11 protein-coding genes are annotated in these 16,004 nt (G+C 73.4%); 9 read left to right on the top strand and 2 right to left on the bottom strand.

Annotated features, from left to right (window positions below):
* The 3 genes from ACIGG8_RS22750 to ACIGG8_RS22740 all read left to right on the top strand — a co-directional run.
* The coding region (locus tag ACIGG8_RS22750) for an RICIN domain-containing protein (protein WP_396550256.1) at nucleotides 1-328 on the top strand (328 nt) is incomplete at its 5' end.
* Between the two features lie 93 nt (nucleotides 329-421).
* Nucleotides 422-2,836 carry a ricin-type beta-trefoil lectin domain protein gene (locus ACIGG8_RS22745; RefSeq protein WP_396550254.1) on the top strand — a complete coding sequence of 805 codons (2,415 nt, stop codon included), beginning with the start codon at nucleotides 422-424 and terminating at the stop codon, nucleotides 2,834-2,836.
* Between the two features lie 240 nt (nucleotides 2,837-3,076).
* Nucleotides 3,077-4,891, top strand: a complete 1,815-nt coding sequence (locus ACIGG8_RS22740; protein ID WP_396550252.1) for an alkaline phosphatase family protein — start codon at nucleotides 3,077-3,079, stop codon at nucleotides 4,889-4,891.
* A 109-nt stretch (nucleotides 4,892-5,000) separates the two neighbouring features.
* Here the strand turns inward: ACIGG8_RS22740 and ACIGG8_RS22735 are convergent, their stop codons facing one another.
* Both ACIGG8_RS22735 and ACIGG8_RS22730 read right to left on the bottom strand, forming a co-directional pair.
* Nucleotides 5,001-5,315: a GNAT family N-acetyltransferase gene (locus ACIGG8_RS22735; RefSeq protein WP_396550251.1), complete on the bottom strand. Its 315-nt coding sequence runs from the start codon at nucleotides 5,313-5,315 to the stop codon at nucleotides 5,001-5,003.
* A 172-nt stretch (nucleotides 5,316-5,487) separates the two neighbouring features.
* A complete protein-coding gene (locus ACIGG8_RS22730; RefSeq protein WP_396550247.1) occupies nucleotides 5,488-6,636 on the bottom strand; it encodes a lactonase family protein in 1,149 nt (382 codons plus the stop codon).
* 334 nt (nucleotides 6,637-6,970) lie between these two features.
* Between ACIGG8_RS22730 and ACIGG8_RS22725 the strand changes: the two genes are divergently transcribed.
* The 6 genes from ACIGG8_RS22725 (at nucleotide 6,971) to ACIGG8_RS22700 (ending at nucleotide 16,001) form a co-directional block, all read left to right on the top strand.
* Nucleotides 6,971-8,329: a cation:proton antiporter gene (locus tag ACIGG8_RS22725; RefSeq protein ID WP_396550246.1), complete on the top strand. Its 1,359-nt coding sequence runs from the start codon at nucleotides 6,971-6,973 to the stop codon at nucleotides 8,327-8,329.
* Between the two features lie 598 nt (nucleotides 8,330-8,927).
* A complete protein-coding gene (locus ACIGG8_RS22720) occupies nucleotides 8,928-10,406 on the top strand; it encodes a sugar transferase (protein ID WP_396550309.1) in 1,479 nt (492 codons plus the stop codon).
* A 73-nt stretch (nucleotides 10,407-10,479) separates the two neighbouring features.
* Complete coding sequence (locus ACIGG8_RS22715) at nucleotides 10,480-11,796, top strand: nucleotide sugar dehydrogenase (RefSeq protein WP_396550244.1); 1,317 nt, start codon at nucleotides 10,480-10,482, stop codon at nucleotides 11,794-11,796.
* Nucleotides 11,786-13,063, top strand: a complete 1,278-nt coding sequence (locus ACIGG8_RS22710; protein WP_396550242.1) for a glycosyltransferase family 4 protein — start codon at nucleotides 11,786-11,788, stop codon at nucleotides 13,061-13,063. Before ACIGG8_RS22715 ends, ACIGG8_RS22710 begins: the two co-directional genes overlap by 11 nt.
* Nucleotides 13,060-14,475, top strand: coding sequence for a Wzz/FepE/Etk N-terminal domain-containing protein (locus ACIGG8_RS22705; protein ID WP_396550240.1), 1,416 nt, complete (start codon nucleotides 13,060-13,062; stop codon nucleotides 14,473-14,475). The genes ACIGG8_RS22710 and ACIGG8_RS22705 overlap by 4 nt, the downstream gene beginning before the upstream one ends.
* Nucleotides 14,472-16,001, top strand: coding sequence for a Wzz/FepE/Etk N-terminal domain-containing protein (locus ACIGG8_RS22700; protein ID WP_396550239.1), 1,530 nt, complete (start codon nucleotides 14,472-14,474; stop codon nucleotides 15,999-16,001). Before ACIGG8_RS22705 ends, ACIGG8_RS22700 begins: the two co-directional genes overlap by 4 nt.
* The last annotated feature ends 3 nt before the right edge of the window (nucleotides 16,002-16,004 follow it).

The raw sequence follows: 16,004 nt of genomic DNA, 5'->3' as shown, positions 1-16,004 counted from the left end.
CGGCAAGGCCAACCAGCAGTGGTCGCTCGTCCCGGTCGCCGGAACCGGCACCGTTCAGCTGGTGTCGGCGAACAGCGGCAAGTGCCTGGACGTCACCGGGGCCTCGACGGCCGACGGCGCGCTGATCGTCCAGTGGGCCTGCGGGGCCGGCAAGGCCAACCAGCAGTGGTCGCTCGTCCCGGTCGCCGGAACCGGCACCGTTCAGCTGGTGTCGGCGAACAGCGGCAAGTGCCTGGACGTCACGGGCGCCTCGACGGCCGACGGCGCGACGGTCGTCCAGTGGACCTGCGGCAGCGGCCGGGCCAACCAGCAGTGGACCGTCTCGTAACGGGACCGGCGAAGCAACTCCCCTCCCGCGTCGTGCCGGGCGCCTCCGGGCGCCCGGCACGGATCCCCCACCCCTTCCCACCAGGAGACGCCCATGGGTCGTCAACACCTGTCATCCGCCTGGCGCACCGCCCTGAGCGCGGCACTCGTGCTCGCCGGCGCGCTGGGCGGCCTCACCGCGCCGTCGGCCGCCCGGGCCGCCGCGCCGCAGGCCGCCGCCTCCACCGCGATCACCATCGACGGCACCAAGCCGGGCCTCACCTTCGACGGGGTCGGCGCGATCTCCGGCGGCGGTGGCAACTCCCGCCTGCTGGCGGACTACCCGGAGCCCCAGCGCAGCCGACTGCTCGACTACCTGTTCAAACCCGGCTACGGCGCTTCGCTGCAGGTGCTGAAGCTGGAGATCGGCGGCGACACCAACTCCACCGACGGCGCCGAGCCCAGCATCGAGCACACCCGGGGCACCGTCGACTGCAACCAGGGCTACGAGTGGTGGCTGGCCGAGCAGGCCAAGGCCCGCAACCCCGACATCAAGTTCTACGGGCTGTCCTGGGGTGCCCCCGGCTGGATCGGCAACACCGGTGACGGCGGCAACTTCTGGTCCCAGGACTCCGTCGACTACCTGATGTCGTGGATGGGCTGCGCCGCCCAGCACCACCTGACCGTCTCCTACCTCGGCGGGTGGAACGAGCGCGGCTTCGACAAGGCCTGGTACGAGAACCTCAAGAGCACGCTCGTGGCCCGTGGCTACGGCGCCACCAAGGTCGTCGCCGCCGACGACACCTGGGCCGTGGCCGACGCCATGGCCACCGACCCGGCGTTCAGGAACGCCGTCGACATCGTCGGCGTGCACTACCCCTGCGGGTACATGAGCTCCTTCACCGACTGCCCCAGCACGCCGACCGCCCAGGCGCTCGGCAAGCCGCTGTGGGCGAGCGAGAACGGCTCCGAGGACGCCGACGCGGGCGCCCCGGCGGTGGCGCGCGGGATCAACCGCGGCTACCTCGACGGGAAGATGACCTCGTTCCTCAACTGGCCGGCCATCGCCGCGCTCTACCCCGACCTGTTCTTCTCCACCGACGGCATGTCGATCGCCGACCAGCCCTGGTCCGGCAACTACAGCATCGGCAGGACGACCTGGGTCACCGCGCACACCACCCAGTTCACCAAGCCCGGTTGGCGTTACATCGACTCCGCGAGCGGCTACCTCGGCGACGCCCGTACCAACGGCAGCTACGTCACGCTGAAGGGCACGAACGGCCGCGACTACAGCACCGTCATCGAGACGATGGACGCCACCGCCGCCCGGACCGCGAGCTTCACCGTGACGGGCGGCCTGTCCACCGGCAAGGTCCACGTCTGGTCCACCGACCTCCACTCGACGAACCCCGCCGACTGGTTCGTCCACCAGCAGGACGTCACCCCGGCCCACGGCTCGTACACCCTCACCCTGCAGCCCGGGCGGGTCTACACCGTGACCACCACCACCGGCCAGGGCAAGGGCACCGCCACCCCGCCGGCCGCCGCGCCGATGAAGCTGCCCTACGCCGACGGCTTCGAGACCCCGGCCACGACCACCTCGCCGAAGTACTTCGCGGACATGAACGGCGCCTTCCGGACCGTCGCCTGCGGCGGCGGCCGCACCGGCACCTGCCTGCGCCAGATGGCGCCGACCAGGCCGATCAACTGGACGGACGAGCCGTACAGCGCGCCGTACACGATGATGGGCGACGGCAGCTGGTCCAACTACACCGTCACCGCCGACACGATGTTCGAGCAGTCGAGCACCGTCGAGCTCCTCGGCCGGGTCAACCAGCAGGGCCGCAACAACAACGGCCTGAACGCCTACCACCTGCGGGTGAGCGACACCGGGGCCTGGTCCATCGACAAGAGCGACACCCGCTGGAACTTCACCACCCTCGCGAGCGGCACCACCACCGCCCTCGGCACCGGCCGCTGGCACACCGTCGCGCTCGCCCTGGACAACGCGACCCTCACCGCGAGCATCGACGGCACCACCGTGGGCAGCGCGACCGACACGAGCTTCACCAACGGCCGGGCCGGCCTCGGCGTGACGGGCTACCAGACCGACCAGTTCGACAACTTCGCCCTCACCCCCGGCACCCCGACCACCCACACCGGCCCGATCGCCTCCGCCCTGCCCGGCACCTGCGCCCGGCCCGCTGCCGGCACCAGCGGCGCCGCCGTCCAGCTCTGGGCCTGCGACGGCAGCGCCGAGCAGGTGTGGACCCGTACGAACGGCACCCTCACCCACAACGGCAAGTGCCTCGACGTGACCGGTGCCGCCACCGCCAACGGCAGCACGGTCGAGCTGTGGGACTGCACCGGCGGCGCCAACCAGCAGTGGACGCCCCAGCCGGACGGCACCCTGAGGAGCGACCAGTCCGGCCGCTGCCTCGACGATCCGGCGGCGGCCACCGCCGACGGCACCCCGCTGGAGATCTGGGACTGCAACGGCGGCGCCAACCAGCGCTGGACCCTGCCGTAGCCTCCGGCCGCCCGCCCTACTCCGGACACCTGCCCGGCCCCGCGCGGAAACCCCGCCCGGGGCCGGGCGGTTCGTGTGCGCCGGTGACCGCGGCGGCGAGGGCGTGGGTGACCGCGCTCAAAGTTGTCTGGTCAAGTTTGGTAGGCGTTCTTCCGGTGGACAGCGCCGGCCGGTACTTATGTCCCGCTCATGGCGAACAGCCATGGCACCCACCCTCACCAACGGGACGAGGTACCCCCCATGAGACTGCGCTTGAGCTCCCTCGGCGGGCTGCTCGCCGCCCTCCCCCTGGTCGGCGCACTGGTCGTCGCCACCCCCGCCACCGCCGGGGCCACGGGCGGCAGCGGCAACCTGATCGTCAACGGCGACGCGGAGGCCGGCGGCTACTGCACCGGCGACTGGAGCGCGGCCGCCACCGTCCCCGGCTGGACCGTCCAGGCCGGCGGCATCGACGTCATGTGCCACTCGGTCGCGTCCTTCGGCCTGCCGAACGACGGCCGGACGCCCGGCAAGGCCTTCTTCGGGCCGGGCAACTTCGGCGACGGCTCGATGGCCCAGACCGTCGACGTCTCCTCGGCCGCCACGGCGATCGACGGCGGCGGCGTGCACTTCAACCTCGCCGGCTGGCTGGGCGGTTGGACCGTCAACAGCGGCTACGTCGCCGTCAGCCTGCACTTCCAGGACGCCGCCGGCCGCCCGCTCGGCGCCACCGCCAAGCTGCCGACCGTCTCCGCGACCGACCGCGGCCTGAGCACCCGGTTCCTCTCCCGCAGCGCCACCGGAGCGGTCCCGGCCGGCACCCGGTCGATCCAGGTCGAGGCGCAGTTCCTCTCCACCTCCAGCGAGAGCGGCTACCTGGACAACCTCTCGCTCACCCTGGACACCCCGGTCGCCCCGCCCGCGCCGCTCGGCCCGCCGGCGTCCGCCGTACCGGGCTACGACCACGTGTTCGTCGTCATGATGGAGAACACCGACTACACCCAGGTCATGAACGACCCGGCGGACACGCCGTTCATGCACACCCTGATGTCCCAGGGCGCCACCCTCACCGACTCCCACGGCGTCTACCACCCCAGCGACGAGAACTACCTGGCCATCGCGGGCGGCGACACCTACGCCAAGGGCGCCACCTACTTCCCCGACATCAACTCCCCCCAGCGCAACCTCGGCGACACCATCGAGGAGGCCGGCAAGACCTGGAAGGCCTACGAGCAGGGCATGGGCACCCCCTGCAACACCGGCAAGAGCAGCGACAGCTACTACGAGCCCGACGACGCGCCGTTCATCAACTACACCGACATCAGCGGCAACCCGGCCCGCTGCGCGGCGCACCTCTTCGACACCACGCAGCTCACCACCGACCTGCAGTCCGCGGCCACCACGCCGAACTTCTCCTGGATCGCCGCCGACGACTACTACGACGGCGAGGCCTCCGGCAACGGCAGCGCCGCCAGCCTGAAGGTGCAGGACGGCTGGCTGCAGCAGACCCTCGCCCCGGTGCTGTCCTCCCCGGCCTGGACCCAGCAGCGCTCGCTGCTGCTGCTGACCTGGGACGAGAGCCACGCCGAGGCGTACAACCACCTCGTCACCGTCGCCGTCGGCTCGCAGGGCACCGTCCCGGCCGGGACCAGCAGCCCGCTGCACTACGACCACTACAGCGTCGGCCGCACCATCGACCAGGCCCTCGGCCTGCCGGGCCTGACGGCCAACGACACCTACGCGACGCCGCTCAACGCCGCCTTCGCGCCGTCCCGGGCGACCGCGCCGACGCTGACCGGCGACCTGAACGCGGTGGCCGGCGGCGGCAACGTCACGCTGCGCTACGCGCTGCCGAACGCCTCCCAGGCCGGTGCGAAGAACTGGGTCGGCTTCTACCCGGCGGGCGTGACCCCGGGCTCGCGGTCCTCGCTGACCTGGTCCTACACGCCGAACCAGAGCGGCGCGGTCACCTTCGCCACGGGCAAGCTGGGCGGTGCCGGCGCGTACGACGCGTACTTCCTGGCCAACGACGGCTACTCGGTGCTGGCCGGCCCCTTCCGGGTGACCGTCGGCTGACGCCGCGCCCGGTGCGGCGGGGTCGGGGCAGGACCCCGCCGCACCGGGCATCCGGCCGCGTCCCCGGCGGGCGGGCCGGTCCGGGTGACCGCGGCCGTCGTCCGGGTGCTCAGGCGGCGGCGAGGCCGAACCTGGCGCGGTGCGAGGCGGGGACCAGGCCGGTGTACTCCGGGTGCTTGGTGATCCAGCCGCGGATGAACGGGCAGTAGGGCAGGACGGAGAGCTTCTGCTCGCGTGCCGCGTCCAGGGCGGCGCGCGCCAGCTTGCCGCCCAGCCCCCGGCCCCCGAAGCGGGGGTCGATCTCGGTGTGGATGAAGGCGATCTCGTCGCCGGAGCGGTGGTACTCGGCGAAGCCCGCGAGTTCACCGTCGTCGTGGATCTCGAACCGCGACATCTCGGCGTTGTCGACGACGGACTGCTCCATGGTTCCTCCTCCTGGGTGCGGCCCGATCGGGCCGACGAGAAGGACTGTAGTTGAAGAATCAACATTCGTCGATCGACATGCGCCGAGGGGTCGCCGACCCGGGGGTGGCAGTCGGCCCGGGCCGCCCGCACGAGGCCGCGGGGGACCGGCGCCGACTGCCGGGTGCGGTCCGTCAGAAGGCGACGATGCCCTCGCCGCCGACGCCGCGGGGAACGACCTGGGAGCCGATCGGCGTGAGGGACCCGTCGTCGCCGATCGCGAACTCGTCGAGGATGCCGTTGACGCCGGTCTGGACGTAGAGGAAGTGCCCGTTCGAGGAGACCGCGGCGTCGACGGTGCCGGGATCGGTGGGCGTGTTGCCCAGCGCGGTCAGCCGGCGGCCGTGGTCGGCGGTGCGGAAGCCGCTGAGGGTCGAGCTGCCCGCGTTGGAGGCGTAGAGCAGGTCGCGGACGGCGACGATCCAGCAGGTGGCGGACTGGTTCGTGGGCGCGAACGCCTCCTGCGTCGCGGTGCCGTCGCGATGGACCGTGAAGGTGGCGACGGCGTTGGTCCCGGCCTCGGTCAGGAAGAGGCCGTGCCCGCCGTTCGGGACGAAGGCGAAGGGCACCGCCCCGGGCAGGGTCGTCGTGACGGGCGTGTCGGCGGGGGTGCCGGAGCGGTCGAGGTTGAAGACCAGCAGGCTGCTGCCGTTCGCCTTGGTGGTGACCACGAGCTGGGAGCCCTCGCCGGTGAAGCCCACCTGCCCCGGGGTGTTGGTGAACTGCGGAGTGGCGTTCGGGTCGAGCCCCAGCGGACGGTTCCGGTCGGCCCGCGCCTCCAGGCGGCGGTCGTGCACGGTGTAGCCCTGGATCGAGCCGCCGTCCAGGGCGTTGAGGACGTAGACGGCGTCGTCGTGCACCGCGACGCTCACCGGGAACCGGCCGCCGGAGCCGACGACCTGGCGCAGGGCGAGGCGGTCGCCGTCCACCGAGAACACCGAGACGGTGTCGCTGCCGGCGTTCACCGCGTACAGGAGGGCGTGGCCCGGGTCGTAGGTGAGGGAGCCCTGCGAGGCCAGGTGGTCGGCGACCGATCCGTCCAGCACGCCGCCGAGGCCGTGGGTGTCGTAGGTCCCGGCCGGGGTGAGCTGCCCGCCCTCCGCCCGCCGGTAGGCGACGACCTGATTGCCCGCCGGGTCGTCGGTCTGGACGAACACGGCGTGGTGCCCGCCGCGCGGGTGTCCGGCGCCGCCGTGCGTCGCGGCGGCCGCGGACGGGGCGCAGACGGCTGCCGCCGCGAGCGCGGTCGCGAGGGCGACGGCGAGCCGAGTGGTCTTCTGCATGGGGTTCTGCCTTCCAGGGGTCCGTAATCGATCCCGGCCCGGGGCTGGGTGCCCGGCCGGGAGTCGGGGCGACGGGGGCGAGGGTCGTGGCGGGTGCCTTGGGTGCCCGTCATATCGCCCCGCGATACGGTATGTGACGTTTTGTCCGAAACCACTGAGGCCGACGGTGTCGGTCCCGACCGCCCCGGCGCGGCCGCGGATGCGGAGCGAAGCGGCGTACGTGTCGCTCGGGGGCGCGTGCGCCGGGGTGCAGCACAGTGGGGGGACGACGGCGCCGAGGGACAGCGAGCAGCGATGGGAATCCGGGTCGGATGCGGCGGAAGCGCGCGGTGTCATGAGTGACACCGCCTGGACCGGCGCGGCGGTGGCCGGTGTCGTGGCCGTCTACGCGCTCGGGTCGGCGCGGCTGGCTCGGTCGCCGGTGTCCGCCGCGATGGTGTTCGTCGGCTGCGGGATCCTGATCGGACCGGTCGGCCTCGACCTGGTGAGCCTGGCGAACGACGCCGGACCGCTGCTCGCGCTCCTGGAGGCCGCCCTCACCCTGGTGCTGTTCACCGACGCCACGTCGGTGCGCCTCGGGGACCTGCGCACCGGCGGAGCGCTGCCGGGCCGGCTCCTCGGGATCGGCCTGCTGCTCAGCATCGGGGCGGGCTGGCTGCTGGCCTGGCCGCTCCTGCCGGGGCTGACGGCCTGGGAGCCGGCGCTCGTCGGTGCGATCCTCGCCCCCACCGACGCCGCGCTCGGCGCGAGCGCCATCTCCGACCCGCGGGTGCCGCGACTGGTCCGTCAGACGCTGAACGTGGAGAGCGGGCTGAACGACGGCATGGTGCTGCCCTTCTTCGTCCTCTTCCTGGCCGGCGTCCCGGGCACCTCCTACGCGGAGGAGGGCGTGGGCGGGACGTTCTGGCGCGCGCTCCTGCTCAGCACCGCGTTCGGCCTGGCCCTCGGCTGGGGCGGAGGTCGGCTCCTGCGGTGGGCGGCGGCGCGCGGCTGGGTCACGGGCGAGTGGCGCCAGATCTACGTCCTCGCGGTGGCCTTCGCCCCGTACTCGCTCTCCGTGGTCACGCACGGGAGCGGTTTCATCGCCGCGTGGGTGGCCGGTTTCGCGTTCGCGCAGGGGCTGGGGACGGGCCGGCCCGCCGGGGCCGAAGCGCCCGCCGCAGCCGGCCGGCCCGCCGCCGCCGCCGGGCCCGCCGCGGACGACGGGCACACGACCGACCTGGCGGAGTACCTGGGTGGCCTGCTGGCCGTGCTGAGCCTGCTGTTCTTCGGCGCGGTGCTGCTCGGCCCGGCGTTGGAGCACCTCGGCTGGCGGATCGTCGGCTACGCCGTGCTCAGCCTCACCGTGGTGCGGATGGTGCCGGTGGCCCTCGCCCTCGTCGGCAGCGGGCTGCGGCCGCCCACGGTGCTCTACATCGGCTGGTTCGGGCCGCGCGGCCTCGCCTCGATCGTGCTCGGGCTCCTCGTCGCCGAGGAGCACATCACCGCGGTGGAGACGATCGGGCGGGTGGTCGCGGTCACCGTCGGCCTGAGCGTGCTGCTCCACGGCGTGTCCGCGGTGTGGGCCGCGGGCCGATACGGCGGGTGGTACCGGCGGGCCGCCGGCGCACTGCCGGGGTTGCGGGAGAGCGCGAGCGTACCGGCCGTGCGACGGCGTCGCAGGATCACCCTGGTCCACCGGCCGGACAACTGAGCGCCACCTTTCCACGGCGTCACCATGCTCACGACGAGCTGACCCGGAGTGCTCCCGTCATCACAGGTCACAGGGCACGTCCTGGTGGTCGGGACGTCCGCGGTCGCTTGCCGCCCGGCCGATGCAGCTCCAAAGCCTCAGCACAAGATGCACACATCCCCTTCTTCGGGCGGCCCTGATGCTCTAGATTGACCGTGCTTCGCGAGTTTGGGCACGAGTGGACAAATGGTGATCTACGGGTCCGGCCCTGCGGACGGCCAGCCGCCGTGCCCCGGCGCCGGACGTGGGGGTGATCGATTCTTGGAGCCCGAGAGGGCGCTTGGCGTGCCGGGAGCAACCGTCGACGGGTCCCCGCGCGCATCGGGAGGCGGGCGGGACGTACGGGTCCGCTGCCGCCGGGGTGGGATGTTCACGTAGCGCTGCAACAACCGGTTTTGCCATGTCGCGGGGAGGCGGGGGCGTCCTTGCGGAAGGAACGGCGCGGCGCGGGAGGCGGTGCCTCCCGGGGGAGGAACAGTGCGGGAGGCGCATGCGCCTCCCGGGGGGAGGAACCGTGTGGAGCGAACACGTCGAACCCACTGGTGACCTGGAAAACGCTGTGGAGGAGGGGGAGTTAGCCGACTCGTTCCGGTCGGCCCGGGGGCGCCCGGGGAACGGGGCGATCAAGCGGCCCGCGCGGCACTGGGAGCAGCGGTACCGCCGGACCGTGATCGTCAGTGACACCGTGGCCACCGCCTTCGTCGTGGCGGCGATCGGGGGCTTCTTCGGGGTCCGCGACGCGGCCAACTGGCACGAGAAGTGGGGGATCCTGGCCTTCGGCACCGAACTGCTGGTGCTGGGCGCGCTGACGGTGACCCGCTCCTGGGCGCCGGCCGTGCTCGGCCAGGGTGCCGAGGAGTTCCGCCGGCTCGGACGCTCGCTGTTCACGGCGGCCGTCGTCCTGGCCCTCGGCGGGATCGCCCTCAGCTCGCACAACATCAGGCTCTGGATCTTCGTCGCCATCCCGGCGATCACGCTCGTCACCATGACCGAGCGGTACCTGCTGCGCCTTCGGCTGCACAAGCAGCGCAACGAGGGACTGTGCCTGCGCCCGGTGCTCGCCGCCGGGAGCGTGGCCACCGTGCGCGACCTGATCGCCCGGACCCGCAAGTTCCCGCACCTCGGCTGGCGGGTGGAGGCGGTGTGCACGCCGGACGGCCTCGGGCCCGACGGCGACCGGCTGGACGGCGTGCCGGTCGTCGGGCGGCTGACGGACGTCGCCAACCACGTCCGCCGCGACGGCTACCGGGTCGTCGCGATCACACCGGACCCGCACTGGTCGCCGGACCGGCTGCAGCGGCTGGCCTGGAACCTCGAAGGCAGCGACGCCGAGATGGTCGTGGCGCCCGTGCTGATGGAGGTGGCCGGCCCGCGGCTGCACGTCGACGCGGTGCTCGGGATCCCGATGCTGCGGGTGAGCATGCCGACGTTCACCGGGGGGCGCCGGGTGGTCAAGGAGGTCGTGGACCGGCTGGGCGCCGCCGTCCTGCTGGTCCTCCTCGCGCCGCTGATGCTGTTCGTCGGGCTGCTGGTGCTGGCGGACAGCCGGGGCGGGGCGTTCTACCGCCAGCACCGGGTCGGCAAGGACGGCCGCGAGTTCACCATCGTCAAGTTCCGCACCATGGTCGTCGGCGCCGACCGGGCGCGGGCCGGGCTGGCCGACCGCAACGAGGGCGCCGGCCTGCTGTTCAAGCTCCGCCGGGACCCTCGGGTGACCAGGGTGGGAGGAGTGCTGCGCCGGTACTCGCTTGACGAGCTCCCGCAGCTCGTCAACGTGCTCACCGGCTCGATGTCGCTCGTCGGCCCGCGGCCGCCGCTGCCGGAGGAGTCCGCGGCGTACGGCCCGGAGATCCGGCGGCGGCTGCTCGTCAAGCCCGGGCTCACCGGCCTGTGGCAGATCAGCGGACGCAGCGACCTGCCGTGGGAGGAGGCGGTGCGGCTGGACCTGCGGTACGTGGAGGACTGGTCGCTCGCCCTGGACACGGTGATCTTGTGGAAGACGCTGCGGGCCGTGCTCCAGGGACAGGGGGCCTACTGATGGGTGGGGGGCGTCGTCCGGACGGCGCGCGGACGGCAGGCCGCAGGGGCCTGCCCGAGGGGAGGAACGGGTCATGAGGGTGAGCGTCCTGGGGCTCGGCTACGTGGGCTGCGTGTCGGCCGCGTGCCTGGCCAGCCTGGGGCACGAGGTCATCGGGGTGGACGTGAACCAGGTGAAGGTCGACCTGGTCAACGAGGGCAAGGCCCCGGTGGTCGAGGAGCGGATCGGCGAGCTCATCGCCGAGGTCGTGCGGACCGGGGCGCTGCGCGCGACCGCCGACGTCCGCGAGGCGATCATGGGCAGCGACGTGTCGCTGGTCTGCGTGGGCACGCCGTCGGAGCCCAACGGCAGCCTGTGCACCACCTACCTGGAGCGGGTCACCGAGCAGATCGGTGCCGCGGTGGCCGAGCGGGGCGGGCGGCAGACCGTCGTGTTCCGCAGCACCATGCTCCCGGGCACCTGCCTGAACCTGCTGGTCCCGATCCTGGAGAAGTACGCCGGCGGCACCGCCGGGGTGGACTTCGGAGTCGCCGTCAACCCGGAGTTCCTGCGCGAGGGCACGAGCGTGCGGGACTTCTTCGATCCGCCCAAGACCGTCATCGGCGAGCTCGACCCGGCCGGCGGCGACGTGGTCGCGGCGCTGTACGAGGGCCTGCCCGGCGAGGTGTTCCGGGTGCCGGTCCCGACGGCCGAGGCGATCAAGTACGCGGACAACGCCTTCCACGGCCTCAAGATCGGCTTCGCGAACGAGCTGGGCGCGGTGTGCCGGGCGCTCGGGGTGGACTCGCACCAGGTGATCGACGTCTTCCTGGCGGACCGCAAGCTGAACGTCAGCCCCGCCTACCTGCGGCCCGGCTTCGCCTTCGGCGGCTCCTGCCTGCCCAAGGACCTGCGCAGCCTGGTCCACGCGGCGCAGCGGGCCGACGTCGCGGTTCCCATCCTCGCCCACGTGCTGCCCTCCAACGCCGAACACCTGCAGCGCGCGGTGGAGTTGGTCGAGCGCACCGGCAAGCGCCGGGTGGGCCTGTTCGGCCTCTCGTTCAAGCCCGGCACCGACGACCTGCGCGAGAGCCCGCTCGTCGAGCTGGCGGAGCGGCTCTTCGGCAAGGGCTACGACCTGCGGATCTACGACCCCAACGTGAACCTCTCCCGGTTGCTCGGCGCGAACCGCGAGTACATCGAGACCCGGCTGCCGCACCTCGCGCAGCTGCTCGCGGAGTCCGTCGACGAGGTGCTCGAACACGCCGAGGTGTGCGTGGTCGGGACCAGGGAGCCGGCCGTCCTGTCGGCGCTGCCCCATGCCGGCGGCCCGGAGATCATCGACCTCATCCGCCTTCCCGACGCCGACGTGCGCCGGACCGAACCGGGGTACACCGGCCTTGCTTGGTGACGCGTCGTTCAGCGAGCCGGTCGGCGACGGCGCGGGCCGCCGCGCGCTGGTCCTGGTGGAGAACCTGTCGGTGCCGTTCGACCGGCGGGTGTGGCAGGAGTGCACGACACTGCGCGACGCGGGCTGGGAGGTGCACGTCGTCTGCCCGCGGGGCACCAAGCGGGACACCGAGCCGGAAGCGGTGATCGACGGCGTGCGGATCCACCGCTACCCGTTGCGCGCGGCCACCGGCGGGCCGGCCGGCTACCTGCAGGAGTACGGATCGGCGCTGTGGCACACCGCCCGGCTGGCCCGCAGGGTCGGCCCGGTCGACGTGGTCCACATCTGTAACCCGCCGGACCTGCTGTTCCTGCCGGCCCTGTGGCTGAAGCGGCGCGGGGCGCGGATCGTCTTCGACCAGCACGACCTGGTGCCCGAGCTCTACCTCTCCCGGTTCGACCGCGGCGCGGACCTGCTCCACCGCGCCGTGTGCGCGCTGGAACGGTGGACCTACCGGTCCGCGGACGTCGTGCTGGCCACGAACGAGAGCTACCGGGACGTCGCGCTGCGCCGCGGCGGCCGGCGGCCGGAGGACGTCTTCGTGGTGCGCAGCGCGCCCGACACCGACCGGTTCCAACCGGTGCCGCCCGAGCCGGAGTTGAAGCGCGGCAAGCCCCATCTGCTGTGCTACCTCGGTGTGATGGGCCCGCAGGACGGCGTCGACTACGCCTTGCGGGCCCTCGCGAAGCTGCGCGACGAGCAGGGGCGGACCGACTGGCACGCGGTGTTCGTGGGCGGCGGCGACACCTTCGACGCGATGGTGGAGCTGTCCCGGCGGCTCGGTCTCTCGGAGCAGGTGGAGTTCACCGGGCGGGTGCCGGACGCCGACCTGGTGCGCTACCTGTCCAGCGCCGACGTCTGCCTCTCGCCCGACCCGCGCAACCCGCTCAACGACGTGTCGACCATGAACAAGGTCCTGGAGTACATGGTGATGGGGCGGCCGATCGTCTCCTTCGACCTCCGGGAGGCGCGGGTCTCCGCCGGTGACGCCGCCGTCTACGCGCCCGCGAACGACGAGGCCGAGTTCGCCGCGCTCATCGCGCGGCTGCTGGACGATCCGGAGGAGCGCGGCCGGATGGGCAAGCTCGGTCAGGAGCGGATCAACGGGCCGCTCGCCTGGCGGAACTCCCAGCGATCGCTGCTCGCCGCGTACGCCGCCGCCTGCCGTGGTCGGGCGCCGGTGTCGGCGGGCGGCCCGAACCGGGCAGGGAGAAGGCCCCGCCGTTGAGCGATGAAACGATACGTCTGGTCACGATCGGTTGGATCCTGCGTCGGCGCTGGCGGCTCCTCGCCGTCCTCGCCGTGCTGGGTGCGCTCGTCGGCTACGGCACGTCCTTCCTGTTCCCGCCGCGCTTCACGGCGTCGGCGTCCGTCCTGCTGCCCGGGGCGTGGCAGGAGCGCGAGCTGCTGACCCAGGCGGAGATCGCGAGCAGTTCGGTGGTGGTCGACCGCGCGGCCGCCGCGCTCGGCTGGAGCGGCGTCACCGGCACCGCGCTGCAGGACCGGGTGAGCGCCACGGCCGCCGACGGGAACATCATCAAGATCTCGGGCACGGCCGAGACCCCGGAGCGCGCCCAGCAGCTCTCCGACCAGGTCGCCCAGCAGTTCGTCACCTTCGCCGCGCGGATCGCCGGCGACAGCACCGACCCCGCGGCGTCCCAGCCCGAGGCGCTGCGGCAGATGGTGGTGCAGGCCAGTCGGCGCATCACCGACCTGGCCGACGCGGCCGATCCGGGGCAGACCGTGGAGAGTGTGCAGACCCGCACCGAACTCGCCAAGCTGCGCACCGCGCTGCAGGACGCCGTCAAGAAGCTGGACCAGGTCGACCCGGCGGCGAACCGGGCCAACATGGTCGTCATGGGGCCGGCCGCCCGGCCGACCGGCGAGGCACCGCCGACGCGGATGCAGCTCGTCGTCGCCGGGGCGCTGCTGTTCCTCGTCCTCGCCGTCATCGGCCACCTCACCGCCGCACGGATGAGCCGCCGCCCGCGTACCGAGCCCGAGATCGCCGCGGCGCTGGGCTCGGTCGTCCTCGGCACCGTCGACGTCCCCGGTGAACGGCCCGTCCACCGGCCGCAGGGCCGCGGCCCGCTGGCCCGGCTCCGCCGACTGCTGGGCGTCGACACCCGGTGGGACGTCCCGGCCCCGCAGGCCTCCGGCGACGAGGCCGGACGGCAGGTCCGCTACCGGCGGGTGTGCGCCCGCCTCCGGGACCGGCTGCCCGCCGCCCAGCGGCTGCTGGTCCTCGTCCCGGACGGCGACGAGACGGCCCGCCTGGCCGCCGGGCAGCTCGTCACCGAGGCCGGCGGCGATCCGCTGCTGCGGGTGGTGGGGGTGTCGGTGTCCCGGCCGCTGGTGCCGGACCGTGACGACGAGTCCGGTGTCCTGGTCGTGCTCAGCGCGGGCAACTGGACCGCGGGCGAGCTCACCGGCATCGCCGAGGCGTGCGCGGACGCCCGGCACAAGGTCGTCGGCGCGGTCGTCGCCGGCGCGGTCCGGGCACCGGCGCGGACGGCCGGACGCCCGCCGGAGGGCGCCGAGCCCGCGGCCGCGGCTGCGCCCGAGCCGGAGACCGTACCCGAGCCGGGGACCGACATCCCGGCCGCCGTCGGCGACGAGGCGAGGAGAGGTTCGGGGTGACGACGAGTACGACGTCGGAGTCGCCGGCCGCCACGCCGCTGCTGGACCTGCAGGCGCTGGTGGTCGCGGTGCGCAGGCGCCGCCGCCTCTGGTGTGCCATGGCGCTGCTCGGGCTGCTGCTCGGCGCGGCGGCGGCGGTGCTGATGCCGGCGCCGCCGAGTGCGGTGGCCAAGGTGCTGGTCGCGCACGAGGCGGACCAGCCGAACGACCCCGGGACCCTCATCCGCACCGACGTCGCCCTGCTGCAGACCACGGGGATCGCCGGCAAGGCCCTGCAGGCCCTCGGCTCCCCGGACAAGCCGGAGGACTTCATGCAGGACTACGGGGGCATCGGCCTGACCAACAACCTGCTGCAGATCACCGTGAAGGGCCGCAGCGACGCGGAGGCGGTGGCCCGGGCCAAGGCGCTGGCCGACGCGTTCGTCGCCGACCACGTCCGGCGGATCCAGGAGGCCGCGGCCGCCGAGGCCAAGAGCCTGCTCGACCAGCGCGACCGGCTGCAGGAGCAACTCGCCCAGGTCAACAAGGCGATCGGCGACGCGACGCCGCAGAGCGGTCCGAAGGCCTCGGCGAACATGGAGTCGCTCTTCGCCAGCCGGGCCGAACTCACCTCGCGGATCACCGACTTCGGCCAGCGGGCCGCCGAGGCGAGCGTCGGCACGCCCCGGCTCGTCGCCGGCACCCAGATCGTGGACACCCCGCGCGCCGAGCGGCACTCCCTGGCGAGGACCGCCGCCACCGACGCCGTGGTCGGACTCGTCCTCGGGCTCGTCCTCGGGCTCGCGGTGTCGGCCGTCGGCGTGGTGGTGGCGGACCGGCCCGTGCTGCGCCGGGAGATCGCGGCGAACCTCGGCGCCTCCGTCATCGCGGAGCTGCGCCGGGTGCCCCGTCGGCGGGGGCGGCGGTGGCAGGGACGCCGGACCAGGAGGGCCCGCAGCCGGCTCACCGCGACCCTGGTCCGCAGCGTGCGCGACTCCGCGGAGCCGGTGTCGCTGCTGGAACTGGGCTGTGCGCGCAGCACGGGCGCGATCGCCCTGGACCTCGCCGCGGCACTGGGCGAGGAGGGGCAGGTCGTCGTGGTCGACGGCCTGCCCGGCTCGAAGCTCGCCGACCGCCGCCCCGGGCCCGGGGCGCCGACGGTGGTCGCCGACGGGACGGCCGAGGCCGAGTCGGCGCAGGAACGGCGGGTCGGCGTCGGCTCGGTGGCGCCCGGCACGGCGTGGACCGACCTGCGCCACCTCGGCACCCGGACCGTGCTCGTCGTGCGGGCCGGCCACGGCAGCGCCGCATGGCTGCACACCGTGGCGCGGCAACTCGCGGACCAGCGCATACCGGTGATCGGTGTGGTGCTGATCGACCCCGATCCGCGGGACCGGACCGACGGCACGCTCTGGGACGGGCCGCCCGCCGCGCCGCGCGGCCGCAACGACCGGCCGGCCCGGCCGATCGGCACGGGGCGGCGGCGGACCGAGCGGCTACCGATGTGGACCGCCATGGTCCCGGACAGCGACCAGGAGGCGAGGTAGGAC

It is taken from the genome of Kitasatospora sp. NPDC085464 (genome assembly GCF_044541955.1).
Lineage (GTDB): Bacteria > Actinomycetota > Actinomycetes > Streptomycetales > Streptomycetaceae > Kitasatospora.
The sequence above is the reverse complement of the archived record's forward strand: the minus strand, read 5'-3'. Positions and strand labels throughout refer to the sequence as shown.